16 protein-coding genes and 1 pseudogene are annotated in these 13,572 nt (G+C 63.0%); 8 read left to right on the top strand and 9 right to left on the bottom strand.

Annotated elements, in window-relative coordinates; genetic code table 11:
* Positions 1–9 precede the first annotated feature (9 nt).
* From hpf to ACZ89F_RS00770, 6 genes are all read right to left on the bottom strand, one after another.
* Positions 10–594 carry a ribosome hibernation-promoting factor, HPF/YfiA family gene (gene hpf, locus ACZ89F_RS00795; protein ID WP_476089976.1) on the bottom strand — a complete coding sequence of 195 codons (585 nt, stop codon included), beginning with the start codon at positions 592–594 and terminating at the stop codon, positions 10–12.
* A 265-nt stretch (positions 595–859) separates the two neighbouring features.
* Entirely contained in the window at positions 860–2,383 is a 1,524-nt protein-coding gene (gene rpoN, locus ACZ89F_RS00790) for an RNA polymerase factor sigma-54 (RefSeq protein ID WP_476089975.1), read from the bottom strand.
* A 281-nt stretch (positions 2,384–2,664) separates the two neighbouring features.
* Positions 2,665–3,483 carry an LPS export ABC transporter ATP-binding protein gene (gene lptB / locus ACZ89F_RS00785; protein WP_056594977.1) on the bottom strand — a complete coding sequence of 273 codons (819 nt, stop codon included), beginning with the start codon at positions 3,481–3,483 and terminating at the stop codon, positions 2,665–2,667.
* Positions 3,483–4,067 (bottom strand): LptA/OstA family protein, encoded by a 585-nt coding sequence (locus ACZ89F_RS00780; RefSeq protein ID WP_476089974.1) that lies wholly within the window; start codon positions 4,065–4,067, stop codon positions 3,483–3,485. The genes lptB and ACZ89F_RS00780 overlap by 1 nt, the downstream gene beginning before the upstream one ends.
* Entirely contained in the window at positions 4,054–4,767 is a 714-nt protein-coding gene (lptC, locus tag ACZ89F_RS00775; protein WP_476089973.1) for an LPS export ABC transporter periplasmic protein LptC, read from the bottom strand. Before lptC ends, ACZ89F_RS00780 begins: the two co-directional genes overlap by 14 nt.
* A gap of 332 nt (positions 4,768–5,099) precedes the next feature.
* Positions 5,100–5,294 carry a hypothetical protein gene (locus ACZ89F_RS00770; RefSeq protein ID WP_127296383.1) on the bottom strand — a complete coding sequence of 65 codons (195 nt, stop codon included), beginning with the start codon at positions 5,292–5,294 and terminating at the stop codon, positions 5,100–5,102.
* Between the two features lie 168 nt (positions 5,295–5,462).
* Between ACZ89F_RS00770 and sppA the strand changes: the two are divergent.
* From sppA to lhpI, 4 genes and pseudogenes are all read left to right on the top strand, one after another.
* Positions 5,463–6,420 (top strand): annotated as a pseudogene (gene sppA / locus ACZ89F_RS00765) (signal peptide peptidase SppA).
* Between the two features lie 82 nt (positions 6,421–6,502).
* Entirely contained in the window at positions 6,503–6,787 is a 285-nt protein-coding gene (locus ACZ89F_RS00760; protein ID WP_006200394.1) for an integration host factor subunit beta, read from the top strand.
* A 57-nt stretch (positions 6,788–6,844) separates the two neighbouring features.
* A complete protein-coding gene (locus ACZ89F_RS00755) occupies positions 6,845–7,213 on the top strand; it encodes a DUF1049 domain-containing protein (protein WP_476089972.1) in 369 nt (122 codons plus the stop codon).
* Positions 7,214–7,250: 37 nt separating this feature from the next.
* Entirely contained in the window at positions 7,251–8,216 is a 966-nt protein-coding gene (gene lhpI, locus ACZ89F_RS00750) for a bifunctional Delta(1)-pyrroline-2-carboxylate/Delta(1)-piperideine-2-carboxylate reductase (RefSeq protein WP_476089971.1), read from the top strand.
* Here lhpI and ACZ89F_RS00745 read toward each other — a convergent pair.
* The 3 genes from ACZ89F_RS00745 to ACZ89F_RS00735 form a co-directional block, all read right to left on the bottom strand.
* A complete protein-coding gene (locus tag ACZ89F_RS00745; RefSeq protein ID WP_476089970.1) occupies positions 8,213–8,650 on the bottom strand; it encodes an EVE domain-containing protein in 438 nt (145 codons plus the stop codon). The two genes, lhpI and ACZ89F_RS00745, sit on opposite strands and share 4 nt — an antisense overlap.
* Positions 8,647–9,027 carry a VOC family protein gene (locus ACZ89F_RS00740; RefSeq protein ID WP_476089969.1) on the bottom strand — a complete coding sequence of 127 codons (381 nt, stop codon included), beginning with the start codon at positions 9,025–9,027 and terminating at the stop codon, positions 8,647–8,649. The genes ACZ89F_RS00745 and ACZ89F_RS00740 overlap by 4 nt, the downstream gene beginning before the upstream one ends.
* Before the next feature lie 74 nt (positions 9,028–9,101).
* Positions 9,102–9,791 carry a helix-turn-helix transcriptional regulator gene (locus ACZ89F_RS00735; RefSeq protein WP_476089968.1) on the bottom strand — a complete coding sequence of 230 codons (690 nt, stop codon included), beginning with the start codon at positions 9,789–9,791 and terminating at the stop codon, positions 9,102–9,104.
* A gap of 136 nt (positions 9,792–9,927) precedes the next feature.
* On the opposite strand from ACZ89F_RS00735, the gene ACZ89F_RS00730 reads away from it, so the two are divergent.
* The 4 genes from ACZ89F_RS00730 to acuI are packed head-to-tail and all read left to right on the top strand — an operon-like array spanning position 9,928 to position 13,467.
* On the top strand, positions 9,928–11,019 hold the full coding sequence (locus ACZ89F_RS00730) for an RsmD family RNA methyltransferase (RefSeq protein ID WP_476089967.1): 1,092 nt from the start codon (positions 9,928–9,930) through the stop codon (positions 11,017–11,019).
* Positions 11,020–11,036: 17 nt separating this feature from the next.
* A complete protein-coding gene (locus tag ACZ89F_RS00725) occupies positions 11,037–11,894 on the top strand; it encodes a TrmH family RNA methyltransferase (protein WP_476089966.1) in 858 nt (285 codons plus the stop codon).
* 13 nt (positions 11,895–11,907) lie between these two features.
* On the top strand, positions 11,908–12,420 hold the full coding sequence (gene lspA, locus ACZ89F_RS00720; protein ID WP_476089965.1) for a signal peptidase II: 513 nt from the start codon (positions 11,908–11,910) through the stop codon (positions 12,418–12,420).
* Positions 12,421–12,477: 57 nt separating this feature from the next.
* Positions 12,478–13,467: an acrylyl-CoA reductase (NADPH) gene (gene acuI, locus ACZ89F_RS00715; protein WP_476089964.1), complete on the top strand. Its 990-nt coding sequence runs from the start codon at positions 12,478–12,480 to the stop codon at positions 13,465–13,467.
* Positions 13,468–13,572 lie beyond the last annotated feature (105 nt).

Raw genomic sequence — 13,572 nt, 5'->3', positions numbered from 1 at the left:
TCCTAGTCGTCACGCTTGTGCGACCTTGGTCGTGGACGGGTCGATCCAGCCGATGTTTCCATCGGGCCGGCGATAGACGATGTTGAGATGGTCGTTTCCGGCGTTGCGGAAGACGAAGACCGGGCTGTCCTTGGTGTCGAGCTCGATGACCGCCGACGCCACCGACATGGTTTTCAGCGTCATGGTTGATTCGGCGACGATGGCCGGGGCGAAATTCTCCGGAATATCCTGGTCGTCATCGGCAAGCGGCGCCATCACCGTATAGGCAATGTCGGTCGGTTCGCCATTGGCGGCGCCCGAATTGTGCGATTTCAGCCGGCGCTTGTAACGCCTCAGGCGGGTCTCCAGACGATCCGCCGCCGCCTCGAAGGCAAGAGTCGGATCCTGGGCATCGCCGGTGGCCTGCAGCGAAGCGCCGGAATCCAACCGGATCATGCAATCCGCCGAATAGCGCGAGCCCGATTTGATGACCGTGACGTGTCCGGCAAAGCCGCGATCGAAATATTTGCCGATCGCTTCGCCGACACGATCGTTGATGCGTGTACGAAACGCATCGCCGATATCCATGTGTTTTCCCGATATGCGCAGATTCATCTGAAAACTGACCTTCCTTGCTCAGGCTTCAAACTGGCCCGAGTTTATACTCGTGATCCGTGCGCACAAGCTTTGCGGCGTCACTCGCGCCGATTTTAAATCCGAACTTTCCGGTTGATCACAAGCCGCCCTTTGACCGTCCCGAGGCCAACGTCGTGACGGACCATCCGCATGCAGGCATCTAGCCCGTCTCATGCGGGCGGGCTTCTAGCCACTTCACCGCGGCTTGTCAATGAAGTGCGGGCCTGTGGAAAATCGGGCGACCTCAGCGCCCGGCGCTGGCCAGCGCCCGTTTCTCGCGCCGGCGCTGCACCGAGGAAGGAATATTCATGCCTTCCCGGTACTTGGCGACCGTGCGCCTGGCAATATCGACGCCGCTCTCCCGCAACATGTCGACGATCGCATCGTCGGAAAGCACGTCGACGGGTTTTTCCTCATCGATCAACTGCTTGATGCGATCGCGCACGGCTTCCGAGGAATGCGCATCGCCGCCGCCCGACGCAGCGATCGAGGCGGTGAAGAAGTACCGCAGCTCGAACACCCCGCGCGGCGTCAGCATGTATTTGTTCGCAGTGACCCGGCTGACCGTCGATTCGTGCATGCCGATGGCATCGGCCACCGTGCGCAGGTTGAGCGGTTTCAGCTGGCGCACGCCATGGACGAGGAAGGCATCCTGCTGGCGAACGATTTCCGAGGCGACCTTGAGGATGGTCTTCGCCCGCTGGTCGAGGCTGCGCGTCAGCCAGTTGGCGTTCTGCAGGCATTCGGCCAGAAAATCCTTTTCCGCCTGGTTCTTCGCCTGCGGCGAGACCTGGGCGAAATAGATATGGTCGACCAAAACGCGTGGCAGCGTTTCGGCGTTGAGTTCGACGGTCCATGTGCCGTCATTGGCCGCACGCACCTCGACATCGGCGACGATCGCGTCGCTGGCGCCGCCCGAAAATGCCATGCCCGGCCGGGGATCGAGTGCCCGGATCTCGGCCAGCATGTCGAGCAGGTCCTCCTCGTCGACACCGCAGATCCGTTTCAACGCGTGGAAATCGCGCCGCCCCAGCAGTTCGAGATTGGCGATCAGCGCCTTCATTGCGGGATCGAGCCTGTCCCGGACGGCAAGCTGCAGCGACAGGCATTCGGCGAGGTCGCGGGCGAACAGGCCGGCCGGCTCGAAAGTCTGGCACATCGCCAGCACCTTACCCACCGCGGCGGTGTCGGTACCGAGACGAGCGGCGATCTCGGCCATGTCGGCGCGCAAATAGCCGGACTCGTCGAGGCCGTCGGCGAGGTCGGCGGCAATCAACCGCGCGGCCGGGTCGGCGAAGGCGAGCGCGACCTGTTCACCGACATGGTCGCGCAGCGTGATGGCCGCGGCCGCCATGTCGCCGGCATCAAAGCCCTCGGATGAGGAACTCGAGCCATTGCCGGAAGCCGACTTCCATTGCGCCGTCAGGTCGGGACCGAGCCGCTCGCTGGTGCCCGGGTCGTCGGGAAACAGGTTTTCCAGCGACGTGTCGAGCTTGTCCGAGATCGCCTCGGCGCTCCACTGCGTCTCGTTTTCGAACCAGTCTCCGTCAGTGGTGGCTTGCGGCTCCGCCTCGATCTTCTGCTGGTCGCTGGCGGCATCGTCCTGCGGTTCGGCGCGCTCCAGCAGCGGGTTGCGCTCGATTTCCTCGTCGATGAAATGCTCAAGCTCGACATGGGTGAACTGCAGCAGCCGAATCGACTGCATCAGCTGCGGCGTCATCACCAGCGACTGCGATTGTCGTAGCAGTAGTTTGGCCGCCAACGCCATGGTTCGGTTTCAAACGCCTCGTCTACGCATCCGGACTTCCGGAAAAGAATTTTTGCAGCCGGCCATAGAAACTGGCCCGGCTTTTGCTTGTCAAGGCAATTGCTAGCAAAACCCGCTTACCGGAGCGTTATCTCGGAGCATAATCGACGAAAAAGAGCCGGGCGAACCGCAAAAATCGTGTCAGGAAACAAATTTCACGCTCAGAGCAATTTCAGGAAAAGTGTGAAACGGTTTTCCCGGGAAAAGCGCACAGCCCTTTCCCTTGGAAATTGCGTCAAGAGTCAGAGCGTAAAACCCTCGCCGAGGTAAAGCCGCCGAACATCCGGGTTTGCCACCACTTCGTCGGCCCTTCCATGGGTCAGCACCTGGCCGGCATGGATAATGTAGGCGCGGTCGATCAGCCCGAGCGTTTCGCGTACATTGTGATCGGTGATGAGAACGCCGATGCCGCGCGCCGTCAGGTGGCGTACCAATTGCTGGATATCGGCGACGGCGATCGGATCGATGCCGGCAAAAGGCTCGTCGAGCAGCATGTAGGCCGGACGCGTCGCCAGCGCGCGTGCGATTTCCAGGCGTCGCCGCTCGCCGCCGGAAAGCGACATGGATGGCGCCTTGCGCAGATGACTGATGTGAAATTCCTCGAGCAGTTCGTCGAGATTGCGCTCGCGCACCTTGCGGTCCTTTTCGACCACTTCCAGCACGGCACGGATATTCTGCTCGACATTGAGGCCACGAAAAATCGACGCTTCCTGCGGCAGATAGCCGATGCCGAGGCGTGCGCGACGATACATCGGCATCGACGTGACATCGAAGCCGTCGATCTCGATCGTGCCTTCATCCACCGGCACCAGGCCGGTAACCATGTAGAAACAGGTTGTCTTGCCGGCGCCATTGGGGCCAAGCAATCCGACGGCCTCGCCGGCACGCACGCCGATGGTGACGCCGCTGACGACTTTGCGGCCCTTGTAGCTCTTGGTCAAACCCTTGGCGATCAGGGTTCCCTTGAACTTTCCCGCATCGACGGTCACCGTGGCCGGCGCCGAAATCTTGCCGGCGGCCCGTCCCGGAAGACGCGCCGTCAGCGACGACAGGCTGGCCATCAGGGGTTCGTCGCTCCCGATTTCGGCGGCGGCGTGATCGACATCTGGACGCGTTGCCCAGCGCATGGATCAACCTGCGCCAGCCCGCTTTTCATCTGCACGGTGAGCTTGCAGCCGACCAGGACGTTGTCGTTCTGCGACAGAACGACCTTTTTGCCCGAAAGCACCAGCACCTGGCTTTTCATATCGAAGCTGCCTTGATCGCCGGTCGCGACTTGCGCATCCGACTTGATGTAAACCTTGTCGGAGATCTCCAGGTGATCGATGTTGGCGGAGCCGGTCATGGCTGCCGCGCCAGCCGCTTCCGCGCCCTTGGCGCCGGCGTTGGGGTCCTTGACGTAATAGACCATCATCTTGCCGGCCTTCATCAATGTCGGCCCCTGGACGACGCTGACATTGCCCGTGAAGATGGCGACACTGTCGGCCTGGCGGACCTCCAGCTTGTCGCTTTCGATCTGGATCGGCTTGTCGCCGGACAGTTTGAGGCCTGATTGGCTGGTGGTCTGCGCCAATGACGGCGCAAGTCCGAGCAGCAGCAACGCTGAAGTTGCAGCCGCGAGCCGCGTCGAACTACTGAGCCGCATTGGTCTCTCCGCTGTTTCCCTCTGCCGTCTTCAAGGCGGCGGAATCGATGTTGACGCGCACTTTGTTCTCGAAAACCAGAATCTTGCCATTGTCCTGGACCGACATCGAATCCGCCGTGATCCGCGACCCGCCACGGCTGACATCGACAGGATCTCCCGTCTTCATAATGCCTTTGCCCATGTCGAGGAAGACCGATTTGAACTTGGCCTGCATGCCGTCGGTTGTGGTGATCGTCACGTCGCTGGTCAGGTTCATCGTGTTGCCGTCGCGATCGTAGGTGCCGTGCGAGGCCTTGACCGCCGCCACATTGTCGGGCGCGATCGGCACTTTGGCGTCGATGCCTTCCAGTTCGATGATACCTTGCGTGCTGACATCCTGAATGGCGCGCAGCGCCGTCATCGAATAGGGCTGTTTCTGCTTGGTAAAACCGTTGAGCTTGGGATTGGCCATCACCAGCTTGCCATTGGAAAAAGCCGTGCCTTCCGCCTGAACCTTCACGGAGACGGGGGCGGCCAGATAGGAGTAGACCGGGAAAGCGATGGCGATCAGGGCCGCAGCCAGCGGCACTGCAAACTTGAGAATGCGCACACGGCGCGAATGACGTTGCGCGCGGTCGAATGCGTCGCCACGCGTCCGGTCGTCCGCCTGGGGGACCAACTCCATCTCGGCGTCGGTCGGTTCAATCGGTCGCGCTAACATTCACTGCTTTCTTCTAAACCCCTGCCCACCCGGGAGCACCGCCTATAGGTGGGACGCCGGCGCCTTCAAGCAAGCACAAGCCCACGAAAACTGCAAAAATGTGACAGTCGCACTTGTACAGTTGAAAACGAGGTCTGCACAACCGCACGTTCTCCATAGCAGAAACAGACCCGCGGCGTAAAATTTATCAGCTGTCTGTCTCGCCGCCCGACCTCGCGGTGATTGCGCAAATACGCCAGGGGAGATGTCGGATGCTCCGCCTGGCCGGCCCAGTCGATACGGCGTTGCCGATCACGTCGGCGGGGCGCTTCTGGCCTTGGATCGGGTCGGCTTCAGGCCGCCTTCCGCTGTATGAGACCAACCAGAACGGTGCGCATTCCCGAATATGATGGGCTGCCAATTTTTACTTCCCAATCAGTGTTGCGTTTCCGAGGGTGCTTCACATTACGCAACGCTTGGCGGAATGTGTTCGGGTCGACGCCTACGGTTCGAGCCATATCCTCGGCGGTTGTGTGTTTGGCGATCATGACGTCTCCTATGCCTTTTGCAGGTATATAGGGCGTTTGCACAACTCGGCCAAAGGATTAGGCGTTTCCGCAAATTTCAAACTGAGACACTACCGGGAAAGAGAACTGCTTCCAGATGGGAGGATCATGGTCTAAAAGCGTCTCCTCCCGCCGACTGAAAGGCTGACCATGGCACTGAGAGCCGACGACCTGATCGACCGCCGCCGCTTGCGGCGCAAGCTGACATTCTGGCGCGTCGTCGCCATCGGCATCGTTGCACTTGGTGTGATCGCGCTTTCAGCCTGGTTCTATGGCGACGATTTCGGTGGGTTCGACGGTCGACCACATCGCCAAGGTCAAGATCGAAGGCACGATCACCGAGGACGAGGAACTGATCAAGCGGCTGGAAACCATCCGCCTGTCGTCCAAGGTGAAGGGCGTGATTCTGTCGATCGATTCGCCTGGCGGCACCACGGTCGGCGGTGAATCGATCTACGAAGAGGTGCGCAAGCTGGCCGCCGACAAGCCGGTGGTGGCGGAAGTCGGCACGCTCGCCGCATCGGCGGGCTATATGATCGCCAGTGCCGCCGATCACATCGTTGCTCGCAAGACTTCGATCGTCGGCTCGATCGGCGTGCTGATCCAGTATCCCGACGTCAGCGGCCTGATGGACAAGCTCGGCGTCAAGCTGGAGGAAGTGAAATCCTCGCCGCTGAAGGCCGCCCCCTCTCCCTTCAAGCCGACCAATGACGATGAGCGCGCCATGGTCCGTAAACTCATCCTCGACAGCTACGACTGGTTCGTCGGCATCGTTGCCGAGCGCCGCAAGATGACCCGCGAGCAAGCGCTGGCGCTTGCCGATGGCTCGATCTTCACCGGTCGCCAGGGTGTCGCCAACGGACTGATCGACGCCGTCGGCGGCGAGACCGAAGCGGTCGACTGGCTGGCGACCAAGGGCGTCGACGCCAAGCTCAAGGTCATCGAATGGAAGGACACTGAACGGGGCGGCGGCTTCCTGTTCTCCAAGGCGATGGCGCAAACGATTGGCAGTGCGCTCGGCCTGCCGGCCTACAGTGGCGACATCATCCATGAACTCGGTGCCGACCGCTTGTTTCTTGACGGTCTCGTTTCCGTCTGGCACCCTTGAGATGCCGTTTGGGGCAAGTGAAAAAAGCAAATAAAATCATCCTCATAATTTTGACCGCACTGCTTTCACGGGGACCCGTCTCATGATCAAGTCCGAACTTGTGCAGATTATTGCCACGCGCAATCCGCATCTTTTCCTGCGCGACGTCGAAAACATCGTCGGCGCGATCTTCGATGAAATCACCGACGCCCTTGCCGAAGGCAACCGGGTCGAGCTGCGTGGCTTCGGCGCTTTTTCGGTGAAAAACCGTCCCGCCCGCACCGGCCGCAATCCGCGCACCGGCGAATCCGTCGAGGTCGAGGAGAAATGGGTGCCGTTCTTCAAGACCGGCAAGGAATTGCGTGAAAGGCTGAACGGCGGCAAGTAGGCGCGGCGTCAGCGCCAGACGGCCTTTCGGACAGGCCAGCTTCCGACGGAAAACATAATGTTCAATCGCTTCATTCTCATCGTGATCTTCGTGCCGCTGGCGATCATCCTGATCGCACTCGCCGTTGCCAACCGCGAACTGGTCGCCTTCACGCTGGATCCGTTCAACCCCGGCAATCCGAAGCTGACGCTGACTTTGCCGCTGTTCATCTTCCTGTTCCTGGCGCTTGCCATCGGCATGATCGTCGGCAGCCTGGCAACCTGGGTCAAGCAGGGCCGCTACCGCAAGCTGGCCCGGCAGCGCGGCGTCGAGGCCGAGAACCTGCGCCAGGCGGTCAGCCGTGCGCCGGCGGCACCGCAAAGCCCCGCCCAGGGGGTGGCTCAAGGGTCGACCCAAGGGTCGGCCTTGCCGAAGCCGACCATTTGAACCGCCGGTCGGCGGTTTTGTCCCCACGGAGTTTTTCATGCTGACCATTTCGGCCGCAGAGGTCGACCATGCGCTGACCTTTCCCGGACTGGTCGAGACGCTGCGCACGGCGTTTCGCGACGGCGCGGTGCAGCCGGTCAGGCACCATCATACGATCGAGCGGCCCGACGGCGCGGCGTCTACCCTGCTTTTGATGCCGGCCTGGACCGACCTCAACGCGGCCGGCACATCGGCCGGTGGTCACGTCGGCGTCAAGATCGTCACCGTCTCACCCGACAACAACGCCATCGGCAAGCCCGCGGTGATGGGCCTCTATCTCCTGCTCAATGGCGCCACCGGCGAGCCCGAGGCCTTGATCGACGGCCAGCGGCTGACACAGTGGCGCACCGCCTGCGCTTCGGCGCTCGCGGCCTCCTATCTTGCCCGCAACGATGCCTCACGGCTGCTTGTGGTCGGCGCCGGCGCGCTGTCGCCCTTCCTCGCCAAGGCGCACTCAGCCGTGCGGCCGATCAAGACCATCCGCATCTGGAACCGCACCCCGGCCAATGCCGAGAAGGTCGCGGCCGATCTGCGCGCCGAAGGCTTCGCGGCCAGCGCGGCAAGTGATCTCGATACCGAGCTTGGGCAGGCCGACATCGTCTCCTCGGCAACGATCACGACGACGCCGCTGATCAAGGGCGCATTGTTGCGGCCGGGAACCCATGTCGACCTGGTCGGCGGCTTTACGCCTACGATGCGCGAAAGCGATGACGACGCGATCAGGCTCGCCCGCGTATACGTCGACACCCGCGCCGGTGCCACCAAGGAAGCCGGCGACATCGTCCAGCCGCTGGCCTCCGGCGTGCTGAAGCCGGAAGCCATCGTCGCCGATCTGCACGAATTGGCGCGCGGCCAGAAGAAGGGCCGCGAGAGCGCCGGTGAGATCACGCTGTTCAAGTCGGTCGGCGCGGCGCTCGAGGATCTTGCCGCCGGCATTGCCGTCTACAAGGCGCTCACTGCCTAGTTCGCCGGTACAGCCATTTTGGCGCCCATCGCCTCGGCGATGACGCGAAAATCGTGATTCCCGATTTCGAAAAGGCCAAAGCGCAGCTGATAACCCCAGTTCGACTTGCCGGCGGTGAAATGCAGCCTGTCGAGCAGCGGCTTGATCGGTGTTTCCTCGGCCTTGGCCCACTCGACATCGCGGCGGAACGGCGTGAAGCCGCCGCCCATCTCGCCCTGATAGGGTTCGCCTTCGCGCACCGTGCCGATCGCCGTGAAGGCCTGCAGGCCGTCTTTCTCGCCCAAAATGGTGGTCGGCGAATAATAGATGATGCCATCGCCGGGCTTCACGCGACGCAGCGGTGCCGCCTTGCCGTGGTTGACCTGCATGAAGCCGCTAGCGCGGCCGCGCCGGACATGCTCGGCCGAGGCCACCGCGATCCAGTACGCGCTCATTTCTCTTCCCCATCGGACAGCCAGTAGACGCGCAGGCGATGATTGTCAGGATCGAGCGCGACAAAAGTGCGGCCGAAATCCATGTCGGTCGGCGTCTGTAGGATTGTCAGCCCGCGCCCGGACCAGTCGGCATGGGTGGCATCGACCGCATCAGGCGTATCCAGCGCAAAGACGATTTCGGCGCCGCCACCTGCCGCGGCAGCCGCCGGCTCCACCCTATGGCGCGACCAAAGGCCGAGCTTGAAACCCTTGTCGAGAACGAACAGCACGAAGGTCGGCGAACTTTCGACCGGCTCACGGCCGAGCAGCGCGCTGTAGAAGGCACCGCTCTGCTGCGGCTGGTCGACGTAGAGGATGACGAAATTCGGGGCGGTCATGTCTGCTCTCCAAGGTTCGGTGTTTCGACTTGGCGAACATAAGATAGGCTACTGTCAGATTCTGGCAGTAGCCATCACGAACCGCGCGGCTTGTCTAGCGTCGCCCGCCATTCCCTAAGCAGCGCCTGGCGACGACGCGGATAGCGCGTGTCTGTTGCTTGGAGTTCGGCGATGCGATCAGCGCGAAAATGGCGGAAGTCCTGCCGCATCTCGCACCACGCCACCACCACCCGCACCTTGTCGAAGAAGCCCAGCGCGAACGGCCAGACCACGCGTTCGGACGCAGCGCCGCCAGCATCACGGTATAAAAAGCCGAGCTTGCGCTCGTTGCGGATGGCCTGCCGCACCAGACCGAGGTCGATGCCCTCGATGGCCGCGGCGGGAGGGCCGACCAGCAGTGTACTCGCATCGAGGTCCTCACGCAGATCGTCCGGCAGTACGGCGGCGATCTTGGCCAGCGCATTGGTGGCGGCGGCCGAGAGGCGCTGGTCCGGCTGCTTGGCGACCCAACGCGAGCCGAGCACGATGGCTTCGATCTCCTCGTCGCTGAACATCAGCGGCGGCAGCATGAAGCCGGGCTTGAGCACATAGCCCAGCCCCGCCTCACCCTCGATCGGCGCACCCTGGCCCTGCAGCGTTGCGATGTCTCGGTAGAGCGTGCGGATCGAAATCCCAAGCTCATCGGCCAGGGCCTGCCCGCTCACCGGCCGGCGGTGCCGACGCAGCGTCTGGATCAGGTCGAGCAGGCGTTCGGAGCGGGACATCCGGCAGATTTGCCTGTTTCTTTGACATTGGTCCATCGCTGGCCGACATAAACCGGAAAGGCCGGCGTGTCGGACTTGGTTGCGAAGCCGGTTGCCCTATGTCAAAAGCGGCCACGCCGCTCGGAGTTGCCCCCGCTTGAAGTCTTTTCGCGACAAACGCCGCGACAACCGTCCGCACCCATCCGCGAAGGGTGCGGCGGACGTGTCACGTCCGCGCACCAGACCCGTTCCTGCCAAACCGGAGGCGCAACCGCGCGAGCGGCATGAGGCGAAGGTGGACGACCGCTCCGAGCCGAAATCGGCGCCGCGCATCCTGGCCCGCCGCGAAGGCGCCCTGCCCAGCGAGCAGCTTCCTGTGATCCTCGAAGTGTTGCCCAATGCCGATTATGCGCTGCTCGACAGCGGCACCGGTCAGAAGCTCGAACAATACGGCCCTTACCGGATCGTGCGGCCCGAGGGCCAGGCGATCTGGCAAAAGGCCTTGCCGGCAAAAGACTGGGAGCGCGCCGACGCCATCTTCACCGGTGATACCGACGAGGAAGGCATCGGCCGCTGGCGCTTCCCCAAGACGCCGCTCGGCGAGACCTGGCCGATGAAGCATGGCGGAATCGATTATCTCGGCCGCTTCACCTCGTTTCGCCATGTCGGCGTCTTTCCCGAGCAGGCCTCGCACTGGGACCACATGGCCGGGCTGATCGCGTCGGCCAAGCGACCGGTCAAGGTGCTGAACCTGTTCGGCTATACCGGTCTTGCCTCGTTGGTGGCGGCCCGCGCCGGCGCCGAGGTCACCCATGTCGATGCCTCGAAGAAAGCGATCGGCTGGGCCCGTGAAAACCAGGAGATGGCTGGCCTCGGCGGCAAGCCGATCCGCTGGATCGTCGACGACGCGGTGAAATTCGCCGAGCGCGAGGAGCGCCGGGGCAGCCGCTATGACATCATCCTGTTCGACCCGCCGGCCTATGGTCGCGGCCCCAAGGGCGAGGTCTGGCAATTGTTCGAGGACCTGCCTGCTCTGACCGATCTTTGCCGCGCGATCCTGACGCCGAAGCCGCTCGCCGTGGTGCTGACCGCTTATTCGATCCGCGCCTCCTTCTTCGCCATCCATGCCTTGATGCGCGACACCTTTGCCGGCATGGGCGGCAAGATCGAATCGGGTGAGCTGATCATCCGCGAAAAGTCCGCCGGCCGGGCGCTTTCGACCTCATTGTTTTCGCGTTGGGTGGCCTGAATGCCCCGGAGTCCTGAATGAACGAGCGGCACGCAGGCGCACCCGGCCAGGTGAAGGAGGTCACCAGCCTCGCCAATCCGCTGGTCAAGGACATCAAGGCGCTCGCGCAGAAGAAATTCCGCGACCAGCAGAACGCCTTCATGGCCGAGGGACTGAAGTTGGTCATCGATGCGCTGGATCTCGGCTGGCACATCAGGACATTGGTTTTCGCCAAGGCCGGGCGTGGCAACGCGGCGGTGGAGAAGGTCGCGGCACGCACGGTTGCCGCCGGCGGCATGGTGCTGGAAGTGTCGGAAAAGATACTCGTCGCCATCACCCGTCGCGACAATCCGCAAATGGTGGTCGGCGTCTTTTCGCAAAAATTCCTGGCCTTGAAGGATGTCCGCGCTGACAATGGCGACGTCTGGGTGGCGCTCGACCGGGTGCGCGATCCCGGCAATCTCGGCACCGTCATCCGCACCATCGATGCCGTCGGCGCCAAGGGCGTCATCCTGGTCGGCGACACCACCGATCCTTTTTCGGTGGAGACGGTGCGCGCCACCATGGGTTCGATCTTTGCCGTGCCGGTGGCCAGGGCGACAACCGAGGCTTTCCTTGCCTGGCGAGGCGGGTTTTCAGGCCTCGTCGCCGGCACCCACCTGAAAGGCGCCGTCGACTACCGCTCGGTCGACTTTTCCCGCGGGCCCGTGCTGCTGATGATGGGCAACGAGCAGCAGGGACTGCCAGAGAGCCTGGCTGCGAGTTGCGACAGGTTGCTCAGGATTCCGCAAGCGGGCCGTGCCGATTCGCTCAATCTGGCCGTTGCCACCGGCATCATGCTGTTCGAGATCCGGCGCGGCGCGCTGAAGCTCGAACCAATCTTGGATCAGCAATGAAGGTTGCCTGCCCGTGAGATCATGGTCTCCCTACGCGCTGCTCGTCGTCGCGGCCATCGCGCTTGACCAGTGGATAAAACACCTGGTCGAGACCGGCCTTCCCTTTCAGGAAAAGCACGATCTGGTGCCCTTCCTGGCGCTGTTTCGCACCTACAACACCGGCATCGCCTTCTCGATGTTCTCGTCCTTCGGCGACACCGGGCTGATCGTCATTTCGCTTGCGGTCGTTGCCTTCGTGCTGTTCCTGGCGACGCGGATCGCACCGGGCCAGATCCTTGCCCGCACCGGCTTTGCGCTGATCGTCGGCGGCGCGCTCGGCAATCTGATCGACCGCGCCGTCTACGGCCACGTCATCGACTACATCCTGTTCCACACGCCGGTCTGGTCCTTCGCCGTCTTCAACCTTGCCGACGCCTTCATCTCGGTGGGCGCGGCACTGGTCGTCTTCGATGAACTGTTCGGCTGGCGGCGCGAGCCCAGGTCTTCAAACGCCAAGCCTTCAAAAGCCAGGCCTTCCAAAGATTGACCCCGTGCGGCCATCGCCGCACAGTTCATGTCACCAAACAAGATCGCGGAGAAAGAGATGTCCGAAACCTTCAAAGCCATCCTCATTTCGCGTGACGCCGAGAAAAAGCAGTCGGTCACCGTGACCGATCTCACCGACGCCGACTTGATGGAAGGCGATGTCACCGTCGCGGTCGAGGCGACGACGGTGAACTACAAGGATGGTCTGGCGATCACGGGCAAGGCGCCGGTGATCCGCCGCTGGCCGCTGGTGCCGGGTATCGATTTCGCCGGCACCGTCATCTCGTCTTCCCATCCCGACTGGCGCGCCGGAGACAAGGCCATCCTGAACGGCTGGGGCGTCGGCGAAACCCATTTCGGCGCCTACGCCGGCCGCGCCCGCGTCAAGGGCGACTGGCTGGTGCCGCTACCGCAAGGCATCAGCCCGCATGACGCGATGGCCGTCGGCACCGCCGGCTACACCGCCATGCTCTGCGTCATGGCGCTGGAGCGGCACGGCATCCTGCCCGATCGCGGCCCGGTGGTGGTGACGGGGGCGGCCGGCGGTGTCGGCTCGGTCGCGGTCTCGATCCTGTCCAGCCTCGGCTACCATGTCATTGCCTCCACTGGCCGCAATGCCGAAAGCCCCTATTTGATCGACCTTGGCGCCGCCGAAGTGATATCGCGCGACGAGCTTGCCCAGCCGGCCAAGCCGCTGGCCAAGGAGCGCTGGGCCGGCGGCGTCGACGCGGTCGGCAGCCACACGCTGGCCAATGTGCTCTCGATGACCTCCTATGGCGGCGCGGTCGCCGCCTGCGGCCTGGCCGGCGGCATGGACCTGCCGACCAGCGTGGCCCCCTTCATCCTGCGTGGCGTCTCATTGCTCGGCATCGATTCGGTGATGGCGCCGAAGGCGGTCCGCCTCGAGGCATGGCGACGCATCGGCACCGATCTCGATCTGCAGAAGCTCGCCAGCCTGTCCAGGACCATCGGTTTCGACGGTATCATCGATGCCGCGCGCGACATCGTCGACGGCAAGATCCGCGGCCGCGTCGTCGTGGACATGTGAACCCGCTCGACTGCCGGGAAGGCGGACGGAAACCGCCATGTCTGGTGGCAAATCCGCCGCTGCGGCGGCAAAAAGCGCTCATCCGCTAAAATTCGAACGATCCGC

The organism is Mesorhizobium sp. USDA 3734 (genome assembly GCF_056279665.1).
The sequence above is the reverse complement of the archived record's forward strand: the minus strand, read 5'-3'. Positions and strand labels throughout refer to the sequence as shown.